A 17,804-nucleotide genomic window follows, 5' to 3' on the forward strand; every position below is an offset into this window, starting at 1 on the left:
GGAGCCCCCTCTTGGCCATGCCAAAATCCACGACGACCAAGCACATCTTCGTCACCGGGGGTGTCGCCTCCTCGCTCGGCAAGGGTCTGACGGCCTCCAGCCTCGGCATGCTGCTCAAGGCCCGCGGTCTGCGTGTCGTCATGCAGAAGCTCGACCCGTATCTCAACGTCGACCCGGGCACGATGAACCCCTTCCAGCACGGTGAGGTCTTCGTCACCAACGACGGTGCCGAGACCGACCTGGACATCGGGCACTACGAGCGCTTCCTCGACCGCGACCTGGACGGTTCCGCCAACGTCACCACGGGCCAGGTCTACTCCACCGTGATCGCCAAGGAGCGGCGCGGCGAGTACCTGGGCGACACCGTGCAGGTCATCCCGCACATCACCAACGAGATCAAGCACCGCATCCGCCGCATGGCGACGGACGAGGTCGACGTCGTGATCACCGAGGTCGGCGGCACGGTCGGCGACATCGAGTCGCTGCCGTTCCTGGAGACCGTCCGCCAGGTGCGGCACGAGGTCGGCCGCGACAACGTGTTCGTCGTCCATATCTCGCTCCTGCCCTACATCGGTCCCTCGGGTGAGCTGAAGACGAAGCCCACGCAGCACTCGGTCGCGGCGCTGCGCAACATCGGTATCCAGCCGGACGCGATCGTGTTGCGCTGCGACCGCGAGGTGCCGACCGCGATCAAGCGGAAGATCTCGCTGATGTGCGACGTCGACGAGGCCGCCGTGGTCGCCTGCCCCGACGCCCGCTCGATCTACGACATCCCCAAGGTCCTGCACACCGAGGGCCTGGACGCCTACGTCGTGCGCAAGCTGGACCTGCCCTTCCGGGACGTGGACTGGACGACCTGGGACGACCTGCTCGACCGGGTCCACAACCCCGCCCACGAGATCACCCTCGCCCTGGTCGGCAAGTACATCGACCTGCCCGACGCCTACCTCTCGGTCACCGAGGCGCTGCGCGCGGGCGGCTTCGCCAACCGGGCCCGGGTGAAGATCAAGTGGGTCACCTCCGACGACTGCAAGACCGCGGCCGGCGCCCAGGCACAGCTCGGGAACGTCGACGCCATCTGCATCCCCGGCGGCTTCGGGGACCGCGGGGTGCTCGGCAAGGTCGGCGCGATCCGCTACGCGCGCGAGAACCGGATTCCGCTGCTCGGTCTCTGTCTCGGCCTGCAGTGCATCGTGATCGACGCGGCCCGCAACCTCGCGGACATCTCCGACGCCAACTCCACCGAGTTCGACCCGGCCACCTCCCACCCGGTCATCTCCACCATGGCCGAACAGCTCGACATCGTCGCCGGTGACGGCGACATGGGCGGCACGATGCGGCTCGGCATGTACCCGGCCAAGCTGGCCGAGGGCTCGATCGTGCGCGAGGTGTACGACGGCAAGGAGTACGTCGAGGAGCGCCACCGGCACCGCTACGAGGTGAACAACGCCTACCGCGCGGAGCTGGAGAAGAAGGCCGGCATCGTCTTCTCCGGCACCTCCCCGGACGGCAAGCTCGTCGAGTACGTCGAGTACCCGCGCGAGGTCCACCCGTACCTGGTCGCGACCCAGGCGCACCCGGAGCTGCGCTCGCGTCCGACGCGTCCGCACCCGCTGTTCGCGGGCCTCGTCAAGGCCGCGGTCGAGCGGAAGATCTCGAAGTAGCACACCGGTTGTACGGTTGCCGGGGCGCGAAACCCTCAATCGGGGCGCGCCCCGGCCGCCGCCGCGCGCCCGTACGCCTGTACGTCTGGGAAGGACCGCAATGACCGGAACGACGATCAAGGACACCCCGGAGGAGTGGGAGGTCCGGGCGACCAGGACCCCCTTCGTCGGCAACAAGACCTCCGTGCGCACCGACGACGTGGTCATGCCCGACGGGACCGTGGTCCACCGCGACTACCAGGTCCACCCCGGGTCCGTCGCCGTCCTCGCCCTCGACGACGCCGACCGTGTCCTGGTACTGCGCCAGTACCGCCACCCCGTGCGCCACAAGCTGTGGGAGATCCCGGCCGGCCTGCTCGACGTCCCCGGCGAGAACCCGCTGCACGCCGCCCAGCGGGAGCTGCACGAGGAGGCGCACGTCAAGGCCGAGGACTGGAGGGTGCTGACCGACGTCTACACCACCGCCGGCGGCTGCGACGAGGCCGTACGGATCTTCCTGGCCCGGGGCCTGTCCGAGGCCGAGGGCGACCGCTTCGAGGTCGAGGACGAAGAGGCGGACATGGAACTGGCCAGGGTGCCCGTCGCGGACCTGGTCCGCGGGGTGCTGGCCGGCGAACTGCACAACAACTGCCTGGTGGTGGGCGTGCTGTCGCTCGTCGCCGCGCGGGACCACGACGGGCTCGACGCGCTGCGTCCGGCCGGGGCGCCGTGGCCTGCCCGTCCGTTCGACGCCTGAACCACCCCGGCCCCCGGCACACCTCTCGCGATGTGACCATCGGCTGATCCGATCGAGGGACGCATCCGCCGTGCTCCACACGGAACGTAGCAGAGCGTGAACTAGGCTCTGAAAAACGCCCGATCCGGAGTCCCGGCGGGCTTGCGCGTGCGGTGGGACGGGAGTGTGGCCCGTGACGGATCAGGCGGTGGACACAGACGGTGTGCGGCTCTCCCCGGACGGTTCCATGGAGGCCCGATTCCTGGGCCGCACCCGGGAGTTGAAGGAACTCCGGGCCGACATCGAGCGCGCCGGACTCGACACCCTCTCCGGCCGCAAGGCCCCCCGCGCCCGTGTGCTGCTCATCGCCGGCCGACCCGGATCCGGCCGGACGACGCTCGGTGAGGAACTCGTCCGCCAGGTCGCCGACCGCTACCCCGACGGAGTGCTGCGCGCCCGGCTCAGCGAGACCGACGGCACGCGCGTGCCCGTCGAGCGCTCCGCGCGGGAGCTGCTCGACGGGCTCGAGGTGCCCGCCCCGGCCGGCGCCGCCGAGGACGATCTCGTCGAGGCGCTGCGGACCGCCCTGGCCGGCCGCCGGACGCTGCTCCTGCTGGACGACGCGGCCGACGCCGAGCAGGTCGACGCCCTGCTGCCGGACAACCCCCAGTGCCTGCTGGTCGCTGTCTCCCAGGGGCCGCTGACCGGCATCAGTGACGTCCGCCCCTGCACCCTCGGCGGCCTCGACACCAAGTCCGGCGTGGAACTGCTGTCCCGGATCGCCGGCTCGGTCCGCATCACCGTCGACCCGCGGGCCGCGGAGGACCTGGCCGAGCAGTGCCAGGGGGAGCCCGCCGCCCTGGTCCTCGCCGGCGGCTGGCTCGCCGCCCGGCCCAAGGCCGCCGTCGCCGACCTCGCCCGGCACCTGCACGCCGGGGCGGGCGAGGGCACCGCGACCGGCCGTGTCCTCCGGCTGGTCCACGACGCGCTGCCCGCCCCCACCGCCCGGATACTGCGTCTGCTGAGCCTCGCCCCGGCCGGCCTGGCCGACCCGCACACCGCCTCCGCGCTCGCCGGCTGCACGGTGAGCAGCGCGCGCGCCACCCTGGACGACTTCGTCTCCGTGGGCCTGCTGCACCCCGTGGGGACCTCGCTGCCGCAGTACGAGGTGCCCGGCTGCCTGCACCCCCTGCTGAAGGGCCTCGCCGAGGCCCACGAGCGGCCCGGTGAGCTCCAGCTGGCCCGCGCCCGCATGCTGGAGCGGACCGTGCGGCTGCTCCAGTCGTGCAGGGCCATCACCGAGACCGACAGCCCCCAGGCACGCGAGAAACTCCTCGGGACGCCGAGTTCCCTGCGCTTTTCCAGCCCCCGCGACGCCGCCGACTGGCTGCGCGTCCGCCGGCCCGCCCTGCTGGCCTCGGCCCGCCTCGCGGTCGCCGACGGGACGCTGGACACCCTGGCCCGCCGTCTCATGTCCCAACTGGTGCGCGCCATGGTGGCCCACTTCGGCACCCAGACCGCCGCCGGCGACCTCTACGGCATCCACCACCTGGTTCTCGATGTGGCCGAGCGCCGGAGACTGCCCCGCGAGCAGGCCGCGGCCCTGCTGAACCTCGGCGACCTCGACGCCCGTACCGGCCGCACGGCCGACGCGCTGGCGCGGTACCGGGCCGCGCTGGACGCCGGCCGCGCGGCGAACGATTCCTACGCGACCGGCCGCGCGACGGAATCCGTGGGGGGCGCCCATCTGGAGCTCGGTGACTTCGACCGGGCCGCCGACTGGTTCGGCCGGGCCCTGGCCGAGCGGCTCGCCCGGGGAGAGCGCGCGGACGCCGCCCGCCTGTACGGCCGGATCGCCGCCGCCCACACCTATGCCGGCCGCTACGGCGAGGCGCTGCGGAACTGGCGGGCGGCGGTCGCCGGGCACCGCAAGAACGGTGATGTGGCCGCCCAGGCGCGGGCGTTGAGCGAACTGGCCCGGGTCCAGGAGTACGCCGGCCGCCCCGAGGAGTCGCTGCGTACCTGCCGGGAGGCGGTGGAGTGGGCCCGGCGGGCCGAGGACACCCGGCTGCAGGCCGCGCTGCACCTGCGGCTCGCCGACACCTTCGGCCATCTCGGCGACCCCGCGTCGGCCGCGCTGCACCGGAGCTCGGCGGAGCGGATGCTGGAAGAAGAGGCCCAGGAGCTTGGAACCGACCCGAAACACTCAGGCGACACCTACGAAATCCGCAGCCTCCCTGCGGAAGATTGATGCTTTGTAAGGCTGTACAGCGGGAACACCTTCATTAAGATGGCCTTGCCGCACCGTCTCTGCGGTCTCTCCCGGTGTGCACGCGTGTGCCCGGGTATGTGTAGGAATACCTCATACCCTCCGAACCAAGGACCGTGATCGACGTGAAGGTCGGCATCCCCCGCGAAGTCAAGAACAACGAGTTCCGGGTGGCCATCACCCCGGCCGGCGTGCACGAGCTGGTGCGCCACGGCCACCAGGTCGTCATCGAGCGCGGCGCCGGCGTGGGCTCCTCGATCCCGGACGGCGAGTACATCGCCGCGGGCGGGCGGATACTGGACACCGCCGACGAGGTGTGGGCCGCCGCCGATCTGCTGCTGAAGGTCAAGGAGCCCGTCGCCGAGGAGTACCGCCGGCTGCGCAAGGACCAGACGCTCTTCACCTACCTGCACCTGGCCGCCTCCAGGGAGTGCACGGACGCCCTCCTGGCCTCCGGCACCACCGCCATCGCCTACGAGACCGTCGAGCTGCCCGGCCGCGCGCTGCCGCTGCTCGCCCCGATGTCCGAGGTCGCGGGCCGGCTGTCCGCCCAGGTCGGCGCCTACCACCTGATGCGGGCCGGCGGCGGCCGCGGCGTGCTGCCCGGCGGGGTCCCCGGCGTGCCGGCCGGCCGTGCCGTCGTCATCGGCGGAGGCGTCTCCGGCTGGAGCGCCGCGCAGATCGCCGTCGGCATGGGCTTCCACGTGACCCTGCTCGACAAGGACATCAACAAGCTCCGGGAGGCGGACCGGGTCTTCGGCACGAAGATCCAGACGGTCGTCTCCAACGCCTTCGAGCTGGAGAAGGCCTGCCTCGAGGCCGACCTCGTCATCGGCGCGGTGCTGATCCCCGGCGCCAAGGCGCCGAAGCTGGTCACCAACGACCTCGTCTCGCGGATGAAGAGCGGCAGTGTCCTTGTCGACATCGCGATCGACCAGGGCGGCTGCTTCGAGGACTCCCACCCGACCACGCACGCCGAGCCGGTCTTCACGGTCCACGAATCGGTCTTCTACTGCGTCGCCAACATGCCCGGCGCCGTGCCCAACACCTCCACCTACGCGCTCACCAACGCCACGCTGCCGTACATCGTCGAACTCGCGAACCGCGGCTGGGTGGAGGCGCTGCGCCGCGACCCCGCCCTCGCCAAGGGCCTCAACACGCATGACGGCAAGGTCGTCTACCAGGAGGTCGCCGAAGCGCACGGCCTGGACCACGTCGAACTCGCCGAGCTGCTCGGCTGACCGGCCGCGCCACCCGCCCCGACCCGACGCCCGGAAGTGTCTTCCGGGCGTTAAGTCGACCAAGTCGCCGCTCACCGAAGGAGATACGTCAACTTCGTTCGTCAACGGCGCGCACCCGGACCCACCTTGCCCGTCGGGCGCGACGAGATGTGTGTATGGTCACTTCACGAATCCGGGGCGACTCGCCTCGAACGTCACCCTTCCGCCGATTCGCACACCGGTGAAACCTGCCGTACGACGGTCGTACGCCCTTGACAGAGGGATGTTTCATTGTCGACACATCGAGCCGGGTCCGGCGGATTGTGTTGCTGCGGACCGCCGACACGCCATAGAGTCGCCAACCGTCGGCATGATGCCACGCTGACCTGTCTAGAAGTTTCCTGGTCGCCAAGGAGGTAAGACGACTTGTGAATGAGTCGACATTTACTCCCGGGGGTGGTCACCCAGGAATGACTGCACGGGACCGGGGTTCCGCGGGGTTCGCTCCTGTCGGCTCCGTCGCCGTGCGCACCTTCGCAGCCCATCAGATCCAGCAGGCGACTCCCACTGCACACCAGAGCATGGATGGCCATCACGTGAACGCCATGGCCGGCGACGGAAGTGGCGCGCCCCACAACCAATTCGCCGACTACGACGAACTGCCCGAGGGGCACTTCTACGATCCCGACGCCGAGTACGAGCCGGATCCCGAGTACGCGGCCACCCTCGCGCCCGACGCGGCCCGTCAGCGCCGTGAGCGCGTCGGCCCGACCGGACGCCCGCTGCCGTACTTCCCCATCCCGGGCCCGCTGACCGACCACGGCCCCGCGAAGATCATCGCGATGTGCAACCAGAAGGGCGGCGTCGGCAAGACCACGTCGACCATCAACCTGGGTGCCGCGCTCGCGGAGTACGGACGCCGGGTGCTGCTCGTCGACTTCGACCCGCAGGGCGCTCTGTCGGTCGGACTCGGCGTCAACCCGATGGAACTCGACCTCACCGTCTACAACCTGCTCATGGAGCGGGGCATGGCGGCCGACGAGGTGCTGCTGAAGACGGCGGTCCCCAACATGGACCTGCTGCCCAGCAACATCGACCTGTCGGCGGCCGAGGTCCAGCTGGTCTCCGAGGTCGCCCGCGAGTCGACCCTGCAGCGCGCGCTGAAGCCGCTCCTGGACGACTACGACTACATCGTGATCGACTGTCAGCCCTCGCTCGGCCTGCTCACGGTCAACGCGCTGACGGCCGCGCACAAGGTGATCGTGCCGCTGGAGTGCGAGTTCTTCGCGCTGCGCGGTGTGGCCCTGCTGACCGAGACCATCGAGAAGGTCCAGGAGCGGCTCAACCCCGAGCTGGAGCTCGACGGGATCCTCGCCACGATGTACGACTCGCGCACGGTGCACAGCCGTGAGGTGCTCGCGCGGGTCGTCGAGGCCTTCGACGACCACGTCTACCACACGGTCATCGGGCGTACGGTCCGCTTCCCGGAGACCACCGTCGCCGGCGAGCCGATCACCACGTACGCGTCCAACTCCGTCGGTGCCGCAGCCTATCGCCAGCTTGCCAGGGAGGTGCTCGCCCGGTGTCACGCCGAGTGAGTCTGCCGGGGGCCGACGAACTCTTCCGTACGACAGGGGGTATGGCGCTCCAGGCATCCACGCCCAGGCGCCAGGCGGGCGGTGAGGCCCGGGTCCCCGCTCCCGCGGGGGAGGGCGACGCGGCCGCGGCCCAGGAGGACACTCCGCAGTCGGTGCCCGCGCAGGGCGGTGACGGAGAGGGCGCCGAGCACGTCGCCACGGACGCGGAGCCGGCCGAAACGGGCGAGTCCCGCAGCCGCGCCGCGCCGGAACGCTCCGCGCGACGGCAGGGGGCGCCGGAGGGGCCGGCCGCGGAGACGGCCCCGCGCAAGCGCGGAAGAGCGGCGGCCCGGCGGCCCAGCGGCCGCGAGCGGCACGACGAGAAGATCACGGTGTACGTGTCCGCCGAGGAGCTCATGGACCTCGAGCACGCCCGTCTGGTGCTCCGGGGCGAGCACGGACTGGCCGTCGACCGGGGCAGGATCGTCCGCGAGGCGGTCGCCGTGGTCCTCGCCGACCTGGAATCCCGCGGAGACGCCAGCATCCTCGTACGACGCCTGCGTGGACGGTAGCGGTAGCCTGCGGAGGCCATGACCTCGAACGACACCCCCGCCACCGGCCGCGGCCCGCAGCCCGGCCGCCGTCGCGCGCTGGGGCGGGGACCGGGCGCGGCGCCGCCGGCCCCGCACCCCGTGGACGCGGGAGTGGAGGCGCGCCACGCTGACCCCGCTGATACGGAGGGGAAGGCGGCGGCCGGCACCGAGCGCGCGATGGTGCCTGCGGAGGAACCGCGAGCGGAGGAGGCGGGGCCTGCGGCCGTGCCTCCCGCCGCGGTTCAGGCTCCGGCTGCCGCACGGACCCCGGCTTCCGCGCCGACCCGGGCTCCCGCACCGGCCGACGGAGCCGAAGCGGCCGAGGAGAAGGACGACGGCCGGTTCAAGGTCCGGTTGTCGAACTTCGAAGGACCTTTCGACCTGCTGCTTCAGCTGATCTCGAAGCACAAGCTGGACGTCACCGAGGTCGCGCTGTCCAAGGTGACCGACGAGTTCATGGCGTACATCCGGGCGCTGGGACCGGACTGGGACCTGGACGAGACGACCGAGTTCCTGGTCGTCGCGGCCACGCTGCTCGATCTCAAGGCGGCCCGCCTGCTGCCCGCCGCCGAGGTGGAGGACGAGGCGGACCTGGCCCTGCTGGAGGCACGGGACCTGCTGTTCGCCCGCCTGCTCCAGTACCGCGCGTACAAGCGGATCGCGGAGATCTTCAGCCGGCGGCTGGACGAGGAGGCCCGGCGCCACCCCCGTACGGTGGGGCTCGAGCCGCGGCACGCCGAGCTGCTGCCCGAGGTCGTCATCAGCATCGGCGCGGAGGGGTTCGCGAAGCTCGCCGTCAAGGCGATGCAGCCCAGGCCCAAACCGCAGGTGTACGTCGACCACATCCACGCGCCGCTGGTCAGCGTGCAGGAGCAGGCCGGGATCGTGGTCGCGCGGCTGAGGGAGCTCGGCGAGGCCAGTTTCCGGGCCCTGACCGAGGACACGGACGACACGCTGACCGTCGTCGCCCGGTTCCTCGCGCTCCTGGAGCTGTACCGGGAGAAGGCCGTCGCCCTCGACCAGGAGACCGCGCTCGGCGAGCTGACCGTGCGCTGGACCGGTGGTGACGGGGATGCCGCCCCCACGGTCACCGACGAGTTCGACCGACCGCCGGAGCCACCGGAAGAGCCGCCGAAGGAGCCGCAGGAGAAGAGAGGGGCGAGCAGGACGTGAGTGAGGACACAGCCGGTGTTCCCGCAGGGCCGCACACCGTCGCGGACCTCGGCCTCAGGCCCGCGCTGGAGGCGGTTCTCATGGTCGTGGACGAGCCCGTGACCGAGGAGCACCTGGCGAAGATCCTGGAGCGGCCCAAGCGGCAGGTCGCGGACGCGCTCCGCGCGCTGGCCGACGAGTACACCGTCCAGGGACGCGGCTTCGAGCTGCGGCTCGTCGCCGGCGGCTGGCGTTTCTACAGCCGTCCCGAGTACGCCGCGGCCGTCGAGGGCTTCGTCCTGGACGGCCAGCAGGCCCGGCTCACCCAGGCCGCCCTGGAGACCCTCGCCGTGGTCGCCTACCGCCAGCCGGTCAGCCGCAGCAGGGTCTCCGCCGTGCGCGGAGTGAACTGTGACGGGGTCATGCGCACCCTCCTGCAGCGCGGTCTGGTCGAGGAGGCGGGCACGGAACCCGAAACAGGTGCGATCCTGTACACGACGACGAACTACTTCCTGGAGCGGATGGGCCTGCGCGGTCTGGACGAGCTCCCGGAGCTCGCGCCCTTCCTCCCCGAGGCGGAGGCGATCGAGGCCGAGACCCAGGAAGCCGTACCGTCGTTCGATCCGGACGCCCCGGACCCGGACGACGGTCCATCCGACGAACACGCCTAAAACGACAACGACGGAAATGTGATGCGAAGCAGCGGCAGCGGCAGCGGCAAGAGCGGCGGACGCGGTAACCCCCGCGGTTCCGGCGGCAACAGGGACCAGAAGCAGGAGCAGGGGCGCCCCCGCAAGCCCCGCCCCGAGGAGCGCCGCTACGACGTGGGACCCGGGGCCACCAAGGAGGGCCCGAAGTCCGGCCGCACCGGCGCCAAGCCGTCCGGCGGCTCCTCCCAGGGCTCCCGGTCCGGGCAGAAGGGCGGCGGGGGCCGTACCGTTCCGGGCCGCTCGCGCGAGTACGAGACGCGGATCGAGGAGCGCAACCGCGACCGGTACGCGGAGAAGAAGGACGTCAGGCTCCCGAAGACCTTCCCGGGCGCCGAGCAGGAGGGTGAGCGGCTGCAGAAGGTCCTCGCCCGCGCGGGGTACGGTTCCCGGCGCGCCTGCGAGGAGCTGATCGAGCAGGCGCGGGTCGAGATCAACGGCGAGATCGTGCTGGAGCAGGGTCGCCGGGTCGACCCGGAGAAGGACGAGGTCAAGGTGGACGGGCTGACCGTCGCCACCCAGTCCTACCAGTTCTTCTCGCTGAACAAGCCCGCCGGTGTCGTCTCCACCATGGAGGACCCCGAGGGACGTCAGTGCCTCGGTGACTACGTCACCAACCGTGAGACCCGGCTGTTCCACGTCGGCCGGCTCGACACCGAGACCGAGGGCGTCATCCTGCTCACCAACCACGGTGAGCTGGCGCACCGGCTGACCCACCCGCGGTACGGGGTGAGGAAGACCTACCTCGCGCACATCGTCGGACCGATCCCGCGCGATCTGGGCAAGCGGCTGAAGGACGGCATCCAGCTGGAGGACGGCTACGCGCGTGCGGACCACTTCCGTGTCGTCGAGCAGACCGGCAAGAACTACCTCGTCGAGGTGACCCTGCACGAGGGCCGCAAGCACATCGTGCGCCGCATGCTCGCCGAGGCGGGCTTCCCTGTCGACAAGCTGGTGCGCACCGGCTTCGGGCCGATCAATCTGGGCGACCAGAAGTCGGGCTGGCTGCGCCGGCTGTCGAACACCGAGGTCGGCATGCTGATGCAGGAAGTCGAGCTCTAAGGGCTTGTGAGCGACCCGCACCCCCTTTATAGTCAAGGTGACTATAAAGGGGGTGCGGGTCATGGACGGCTACGACAAGTACGCCTACGAGCCCTTCGCGGTCACCGTCGACCTCGCTGTTCTCACGCTCCGCGAGGGCGTGCTGCACGTCCTGCTCGTCGAGCGCGGTGAGGAGCCGTACGCGGGCCGCTGGGCGCTGCCGGGCGGGTTCGTTCAGCCGGACGAGTCGGCGGAGACCGCCGCCCGGCGCGAACTCGCCGAGGAGACCGGGCTGGCGGACGTGTCCGGACTGCATCTGGAGCAGTTGCGGACCTACAGCGAACCCGGCCGCGATCCGCGGATGCGGGTCGTCTCGGTCGCCTTCACCGCGCTGCTGCCCGACGCGCCCGAGGCGCGCGGCGGCAGCGACGCGGCACAGGCCCGCTGGATGCCGTACGGCTCCGCGCGGGCGCTCGCCTTCGACCACGACCGGATCCTGGCCGACGCCCGCGACCGCGTCGGCGCCCAGCTCGAGTACACCTGCCTCGCCACCGCCTTCTGCCCGCCCGAGTTCACCCTCGGCGAGTTGCAGCAGGTCTACGAGACCGTGTGGGGCACCACGCTCGACCGGCCCAACTTCCGGCGCAAGGTGCTCGCCTCCCCGGGCTTCGTCGAAGCGGTCCCGGGTGCCGCACGCCTCACCGGAGGCCGGGGCAAACCCGCCGCGCTCTACCGGGCCGGCCTCGCCACCGCCCTCCACCCGCCTCTGCTCCGGCCGACTCCGGAAGGACGTTCCGCATGACCACCCCCGTCACCGCCTCCGTCACCAAGCGCGCCGCCACGGGCGCCCTCACCGGTCTCGCCCTCGGGGACGCGCTCGGTTTTCCCACCGAGTTCAACGACGTCCCCTCGATCCTCGCCACGTACGGGCCGTGGCGTGAGATGGAGCTCCCGACGCCGGCGATCGTCACCGACGACACCCAGATGACGCTGGCCCTGGGGCGTGGGCTGCGCACGGCGTTGGACCGGGGACCCCTCGCTGCGAAGTGGCTGGAGCGGCCGGTGCGCGAGGAGTTCGTGGACTGGTACCGCTCACCGGAGAACAACCGGGCGCCCGGCAACACCTGCCTGGAGGCCTGCCACCTGCTGTCCGAGGAGGGCCGCCCCTGGCAGGACGCCAGCCGGCTGGGCTCCAAGGGCTGCGGCGCCAACATGCGGGTCGCCCCCCTCGGGCTGGTTCCCGGGCTGACCGACGAACAGTGTGCGGGCGCCGCCCAGATGCAGTCGGCCCTCACCCACGGACACCCGACCGCGCTCGCCGCCTCCGACCTCACCGCCCACGCCGTACGCCTGCTCGCCCAGGGCGCCGAACCGACCGGGCTGATCGGCCTGTTGCGTTCCTACGCCTACGAGAACCGCACCCGCTACCACGAGGCGTGGCTCGGCGATCTGTGGACCCGCGCGGGGGGCTCCGGCCCCGAGCACTTCATCGCGCGCGGCTGGGACGAGTGCCTGGAGGTCCTGGAACGCCTCCGGCGCGCCGTGCGCACCGTCTCGCCGGAGACCGACCCGTGCCTGGCGACGGGGGAGGGCTGGACAGCGGAGGAGGCCCTGGCGACCGGGCTGCTGTGCTTCCTGCTCTTCGTCGACGAACCGCTCACGGCCCTGCGCCGCGCCGCCTGCACCTCCGGCGACTCCGACTCCATCGCCTGCCTGGCGGGTGCCTTCGCGGGCGCCCACCTCGGCGCCGACGCCTGGCCGGACGCCTGGGCCGACCGCATCGAGTACCGGGACGAACTGCTGGCGCTGGGGGCGCTCTGGGACGCTTGAGGGAGGCCCTGGCAGGGGCCGGGCGGGCCCCTGCGCGATCGCCCCCGCGGTGCCCGCAGGGCGGAGGCGCGGCGGACGCGGACGAGGAAGTCCTCGACCCGGCGGCGGTCGGGCTGTGCCGGGAGCGTCGTACGGCGCAGCGCCTCACCGGCCTTCCGCTCCAGCCGGGTCGTCCGGGCCTCGGCCTCGGACCGGGGGACCTCGCCCCGCTCCACCGCGATCCGCTTCCCGGCCCGCCGAGCCGTCCGGCGCTGTCGCGCCCGTGGCGAGGAGGACCGTGCGTCGCGTCGTGCGGGAGCCGTGCCGGCCATGTCGTCACTCCGGAGGAAGAGGCTCAGGGTGGTCTGCGCCGGGTCGAGGCATTTCCGCGCCCCCTGTCTCGGCGTGCGGGCACCGGACCCCGGCCCCGCCCGTTCTGACTAGGCTGGACGACCGAACAGCCGACATGCGCGTCCGTACGTCCAGCAATTCCGGCGCATCCGGCACATCCGGCACATTCAGCACGTCAGCAAGGAGCATCGCCGTGGCGGTACGAGCGGTCCGGGGCGCCGTCCAGCTCGAGCGGGACGAGGCCGGCCACATGGAGGAACAGGTCGGCGCACTGCTCACCGCCGTGCTGGAACGCAATGACCTGGCCACGGACGACCTGATCAGCATCTGGTTCACGGCCACGCCCGACCTGCACAGCGACTTCCCGGCCGCCGCCGCCCGCAAGCTCGGCATCGTCGACGTCCCCCTGATCTGCGCCCAGGAACTGGACATCGAGGGCGCCCTGCCCCGTGTCGTCCGCATCCTCGCGCACATCGAGTCCGACCGACCGCGCGCCGGTATCGCCCATGTGTACCTGGGCGCCGCGGCGGCCCTGCGCAAGGACATCGCCCAGTGAGAACCGCACTCGTCATCGGTACCGGACTGATCGGCACGTCCGCCGCCCTCGCCCTGTCCCAGCGGGGCGTCACCGTCCACCTCGTCGACCACGACCCGGAGCAGGCCCGTACGGCCGCCGCGCTCGGCGCCGGCACCGAGGGGGCCCCCGGGGGGCCGGTGGACCTGGCGATCGTCGCCGCCCCGCCCGCCCACGTGGCCGGGGTGCTCGCCGACGCCATGGAACGCGGCGTGGCACGCGGCTACATCGACGTCGCCAGCGTCAAGGGCGGGCCGCGCCGTGAACTGGAGCAGCGGGGCCTCGACCTCTCGGCGTACATCGGTACGCACCCCATGTCCGGCCGTGAGAAGTCCGGCCCGCTGGCCGCCGGCGCGGACCTCTTCGAGGGCCGCCCCTGGGTGCTCACGCCCACCCGGGACACCGACACCGAGGTGCTGAACCTCGCCCTCGAGCTGGTCTCGCACTGCAGGGCCGTCCCGGTCGTCATGGACGCCGACGCCCACGACCGTGCCGTGGCCCTCGTCTCCCACATGCCGCACCTGGTGGCCGGCCTGGTCGCCGCGCGCCTGGAACACGCCGAGGAGGCCGCCGTACGGCTGTGCGGGCAGGGCATCCGGGACGTGACCAGGATCGCCGCCTCCGACCCCCGGATGTGGATCGACATCCTCTCCGCGAACCCGGGGCCGGTCGCCGACCTGCTCACCGACATCGGCGCCGACCTGGAGGAGACCGTACGGTCCCTGCGCGCGCTGCAGTCCGGTGACGAGGACAAGCGGCGCGAGGGCGGCGCCGGCATCGAGGACGTACTGCGCCGCGGCAACGCGGGCCAGGTCCGGGTCCCGGGCAAGCACGGCTCGGCCCCGCGTGCGTACGAGATCGTGGCGGTGCTCATCGACGACCAGCCGGGCCAGCTGGCGCGCATCTTCGCGGACGCCGGCCGGGCGGGCGTCAACATCGAGGACGTCCGGATCGAGCACGCGACCGGACAGCAGGCCGGCCTGGTGCAGCTCATGGTGGAGCCCAAGGCGGCTGCGGTGCTCGCCGCGGCGCTGCGGGAGCGGGGCTGGTCGATCCGGCAATGACACCTGCCGGACGGCGGCGGCGAGCAGTGAGTGCGGTGGGTGACGGGTGGCCGGGCCCGGGCACGGCCGATCGGGGGACGCACACCCAGTAACCTTGTGCGGGGCGGTCCCGCGCCCCGCTCCCCGACAGCCAGGTCCAGGAAGGTCCCCACTGTGGAAAGCTCCACGCCAGTGATTGTCGCCATCGACGGCCCGTCCGGCACGGGCAAGTCGAGCACGTCGAAGGCCGTGGCGGCACAGCTCGGCCTGAGCTACCTGGACACCGGCGCCCAGTACCGGGCGATCACCTGGTGGATGGTCACCAACGGCATCGACACCGCCGACCCCTCCGCGATAGCCGCCGCGGCCGGCAAGCCCGAGATCGTCTCCGGCACCGACCCGGAGGGCCCCGCCATCACGGTCGACGGTGTCGACGTGGCCGGCCCGATCCGCGAGCAGGACGTCACCTCCAAGGTCAGCGCGGTCAGCGCGGTCCCCGAGGTGCGCACCCGGATCACCGAGCTGCAGCGCTCGATCGCCGCCTCCGCCGTCACCGGCATCGTCGTCGAGGGCCGCGACATCGGGACCACCGTGCTGCCCGACGCCGACCTGAAGATCTTCCTCACCGCCTCCCCGGAGGCGCGGGCCGCCCGCCGCAGCGGTGAGCTCAAGGGCGCCGACCTGCACGCCACACGCGAGGCCCTGATCAAGCGGGACGCGGCCGACTCCAGCCGCAAGACCTCCCCGCTGGCCAAGGCGGACGACGCGGTCGAGGTGGACACCACCGACCTGTCCCTGCACCAGGTCATCGAGTGTGTCGTCACCCTCGTCGAGGAGAAGCGAGCCGGCCGGTGACCGAGCTCCCGTCGGCGCGGGGCGCCGAGGTCGGGCGGCGCATCGGCGTCGGTCTGATGTACGGCTTCTGGAAGCCGCGCGTGCTGGGTGCCTGGCGGATGCCCGCGGCCGGCCCGGTGCTCCTCGCCGTGAACCACTCCCACAACATCGACGGCCCGATGGTCATGGGCGTGTCGCCCCGGCCGACGCACTTCCTGATCAAGCGGGAGGCGTTCGTCGGGCCGCTCGACCCGTTCCTGACCGGCGTCGGCCAGGTGAAGGTGGACCGGAACACCACCGACCGCACGGCCATTTCCCGGGCGCTGGGCGTCCTGGAGCAGGGCGGCGTCCTCGGCATCTTCCCCGAGGGCACCCGCGGGGAGGGCGACTTCGCCTCGCTGCGCGCGGGGCTCGCCTACTTCGCCCTGCGCGGGGGCGCGCCGATCGTGCCCGTCGCCGTCCTGGGAAGTTCCGGGCGGGGCGGACGGTTGATAAAGGCGCTGCCCCCGCTGCGCTCCCGCGTCGACGTCGTCTTCGGCGACCCGTTCGACGCGGGTGACGGCAGCGGCAGGCGTACCCGCAAGGCGCTGGACGAGGCGACCGAGCGCATCCAGAAGCAGCTCACCGCGCACCTGGAAAACGCCAGGCGCCTCACCGGGCGCTAGCGGACACTGAGTAGTGGAACGCCCGGAATCGGGTGCTCCACCGACCACCACGATGAACAACGAGGTACGGACTTCATGAACGACCACATCCAGCCCGACGGCTCGGCCGAGCACGAGCACGAGCACGGGGCGCTCGGCGACGCCGAGTTCGCGGAGTTCATGGAGCTCGCCGCGGAGGAGGGCTTCGACCTCGAGGACGTCGAGGGCGCCATCGAGGCGGCCGGACACGGCCCGCTGCCCGTGCTCGCCGTCGTCGGCCGGCCCAATGTCGGCAAGTCGACCCTGGTGAACCGCATCATCGGCCGCCGCGAGGCGGTCGTCGAGGACAAGCCGGGCGTCACCCGCGACCGCGTCACCTACGAGGCCGAATGGTCGGGCCGCCGCTTCAAGGTCGTCGACACCGGCGGCTGGGAGCAGGACGTCCTCGGCATCGACGCCTCCGTGGCGGCGCAGGCCGAGTACGCGATCGAGGCGGCCGACGCCGTGGTGTTCGTGGTGGACGCCAAGGTGGGCGCGACCGACACCGACGAGGCCGTCGTCCGGCTGCTGCGCAAGGCCGGCAAGCCGGTCGTCCTGTGCGCCAACAAGGTGGACGGCCCGAGCGGCGAGGCCGACGCCTCCTACCTGTGGGCCCTGGGCCTGGGCGAGCCGCACCCGGTCTCCGCCCTGCACGGCCGCGGCACCGGCGACATGCTGGACCAGGTCCTCGAGGCACTGCCGGAGGCCCCCGCGCAGACCTTCGGCACCGGGGTCGGCGGCCCGCGCCGGATCGCCCTGATCGGCCGCCCGAACGTCGGAAAGTCCTCACTGCTGAACAAGGTCGCCGGTGAGGAGCGCGTCGTCGTCAACGAGATCGCCGGTACCACCCGCGACCCCGTCGACGAGCTGATCGAGCTGGGCGGAAAGACCTGGAAGTTCGTCGACACCGCGGGTATCCGCAAGCGCGTCCACCTCCAGCAGGGCGCCGACTACTACGCCTCGCTGCGCACCGCCGCCGCCGTCGAGAAGGCCGAGGTCGCCGTCGTCCTCCTCGACGCCGCCGACTCCATCTCGGTGCAGGACCAGCGCATCGTCACCATGGCCGTCGAGGCGGGGCGCGCGCTCGTCCTCGCGTTCAACAAGTGGGACACCCTCGACGAGGAGCGCCGCTACTACCTGGAGCGGGAGATCGAGACCGAGCTCGGCCAGGTCGCCTGGGCGCCGCGGGTGAACGTGTCGGCCCGTACCGGACGCCACATGGAGAAGCTGGTCCCGGCGATCGAGACGGCCCTGGCGGGCTGGGAGACCCGTGTCCCGACGGGCAGGCTGAACGCCTTCCTCGGCGAGCTGGTCGCCGCCCACCCGCACCCCGTGCGGGGCGGCAAGCAGCCGCGCATCCTGTTCGGCACGCAGGCGGGCACCAGGCCGCCGCGGTTCGTGCTGTTCGCCTCCGGCTTCATCGAGGCGGGCTACCGGCGGTTCATCGAGCGCCGGCTGCGCGAGGAGTTCAGCTTCGAGGGCACGCCCATCCACATCTCGGTGCGGGTGCGCGAGAAGCGCGGCAAGAAGAAGTGACGTAACGACGGCAGACAGGGTGGAGGGGGCGGTCCC

The 17,804-nt window shown here is 71.9% G+C and carries 16 protein-coding genes; all 16 read left to right on the forward strand.

From position 1 onward, the window contains the following. Window positions 1-17 precede the first annotated feature (17 nt). The 16 genes from ACFWVE_RS28090 to der all read left to right on the forward strand — a co-directional run bounded on the left by ACFWVE_RS28090 (window position 18) and on the right by der (window position 17,768). Window positions 18-1,664 carry a CTP synthase gene (locus ACFWVE_RS28090; protein WP_384019623.1) on the forward strand — a complete coding sequence of 549 codons (1,647 nt, stop codon included), beginning with the start codon at window positions 18-20 and terminating at the stop codon, window positions 1,662-1,664. A gap of 100 nt (window positions 1,665-1,764) precedes the next feature. Next, on the forward strand, window positions 1,765-2,400 hold the full coding sequence (locus ACFWVE_RS28095; RefSeq protein WP_384019626.1) for an NUDIX domain-containing protein: 636 nt from the start codon (window positions 1,765-1,767) through the stop codon (window positions 2,398-2,400). 172 nt (window positions 2,401-2,572) lie between these two features. Beyond that, window positions 2,573-4,630 carry a tetratricopeptide repeat protein gene (locus tag ACFWVE_RS28100; RefSeq protein WP_384019629.1) on the forward strand — a complete coding sequence of 686 codons (2,058 nt, stop codon included), beginning with the start codon at window positions 2,573-2,575 and terminating at the stop codon, window positions 4,628-4,630. 134 nt (window positions 4,631-4,764) lie between these two features. Beyond that, window positions 4,765-5,889 (forward strand): alanine dehydrogenase, encoded by a 1,125-nt coding sequence (gene ald / locus ACFWVE_RS28105; RefSeq protein WP_384019631.1) that lies wholly within the window; start codon window positions 4,765-4,767, stop codon window positions 5,887-5,889. Window positions 5,890-6,338: 449 nt separating this feature from the next. After that, on the forward strand, window positions 6,339-7,466 hold the full coding sequence (locus tag ACFWVE_RS28110) for a ParA family protein (RefSeq protein WP_384019633.1): 1,128 nt from the start codon (window positions 6,339-6,341) through the stop codon (window positions 7,464-7,466). Then, the gene (locus ACFWVE_RS28115) at window positions 7,451-8,017 is read left to right on the forward strand and encodes a hypothetical protein (protein WP_384019636.1); all 567 of its coding nucleotides are present in this window, start codon (window positions 7,451-7,453) and stop codon (window positions 8,015-8,017) included. Before ACFWVE_RS28110 ends, ACFWVE_RS28115 begins: the two co-directional genes overlap by 16 nt. An 18-nt stretch (window positions 8,018-8,035) precedes the next feature. Beyond that, window positions 8,036-9,211, forward strand: coding sequence for a segregation and condensation protein A (locus tag ACFWVE_RS28120; protein ID WP_384019639.1), 1,176 nt, complete (start codon window positions 8,036-8,038; stop codon window positions 9,209-9,211). Further along, window positions 9,208-9,861 (forward strand): SMC-Scp complex subunit ScpB, encoded by a 654-nt coding sequence (gene scpB / locus ACFWVE_RS28125; RefSeq protein WP_384019642.1) that lies wholly within the window; start codon window positions 9,208-9,210, stop codon window positions 9,859-9,861. The genes ACFWVE_RS28120 and scpB overlap by 4 nt, the downstream gene beginning before the upstream one ends. A 21-nt stretch (window positions 9,862-9,882) precedes the next feature. Next, window positions 9,883-10,959 carry a pseudouridine synthase gene (locus ACFWVE_RS28130; protein ID WP_384019645.1) on the forward strand — a complete coding sequence of 359 codons (1,077 nt, stop codon included), beginning with the start codon at window positions 9,883-9,885 and terminating at the stop codon, window positions 10,957-10,959. A gap of 61 nt (window positions 10,960-11,020) precedes the next feature. Then, the gene (locus ACFWVE_RS28135; RefSeq protein WP_384019668.1) at window positions 11,021-11,740 is read left to right on the forward strand and encodes an NUDIX domain-containing protein; all 720 of its coding nucleotides are present in this window, start codon (window positions 11,021-11,023) and stop codon (window positions 11,738-11,740) included. Beyond that, window positions 11,737-12,768: an ADP-ribosylglycohydrolase family protein gene (locus ACFWVE_RS28140; RefSeq protein WP_384019648.1), complete on the forward strand. Its 1,032-nt coding sequence runs from the start codon at window positions 11,737-11,739 to the stop codon at window positions 12,766-12,768. The genes ACFWVE_RS28135 and ACFWVE_RS28140 overlap by 4 nt, the downstream gene beginning before the upstream one ends. Window positions 12,769-13,291: 523 nt before the next feature. After that, complete coding sequence (gene aroH, locus ACFWVE_RS28145; RefSeq protein WP_332426404.1) at window positions 13,292-13,654, forward strand: chorismate mutase; 363 nt, start codon at window positions 13,292-13,294, stop codon at window positions 13,652-13,654. Then, the gene (locus ACFWVE_RS28150; protein ID WP_384019651.1) at window positions 13,651-14,736 is read left to right on the forward strand and encodes a prephenate dehydrogenase; all 1,086 of its coding nucleotides are present in this window, start codon (window positions 13,651-13,653) and stop codon (window positions 14,734-14,736) included. The genes aroH and ACFWVE_RS28150 overlap by 4 nt, the downstream gene beginning before the upstream one ends. 153 nt (window positions 14,737-14,889) lie before the next feature. Further along, window positions 14,890-15,570 (forward strand): (d)CMP kinase, encoded by a 681-nt coding sequence (cmk, locus tag ACFWVE_RS28155; protein WP_384019654.1) that lies wholly within the window; start codon window positions 14,890-14,892, stop codon window positions 15,568-15,570. Further along, window positions 15,567-16,214 carry a lysophospholipid acyltransferase family protein gene (locus tag ACFWVE_RS28160; protein ID WP_384019656.1) on the forward strand — a complete coding sequence of 216 codons (648 nt, stop codon included), beginning with the start codon at window positions 15,567-15,569 and terminating at the stop codon, window positions 16,212-16,214. Before cmk ends, ACFWVE_RS28160 begins: the two co-directional genes overlap by 4 nt. Before the next feature lie 75 nt (window positions 16,215-16,289). Further along, window positions 16,290-17,768 carry a ribosome biogenesis GTPase Der gene (gene der / locus ACFWVE_RS28165; protein ID WP_384019659.1) on the forward strand — a complete coding sequence of 493 codons (1,479 nt, stop codon included), beginning with the start codon at window positions 16,290-16,292 and terminating at the stop codon, window positions 17,766-17,768. Window positions 17,769-17,804 lie beyond the last annotated feature (36 nt).

Origin of the sequence: Streptomyces sp. NPDC058632, from assembly GCF_042717095.1 — a bacterium.
Classification (GTDB): Bacteria; Actinomycetota; Actinomycetes; order Streptomycetales; family Streptomycetaceae; genus Streptomyces.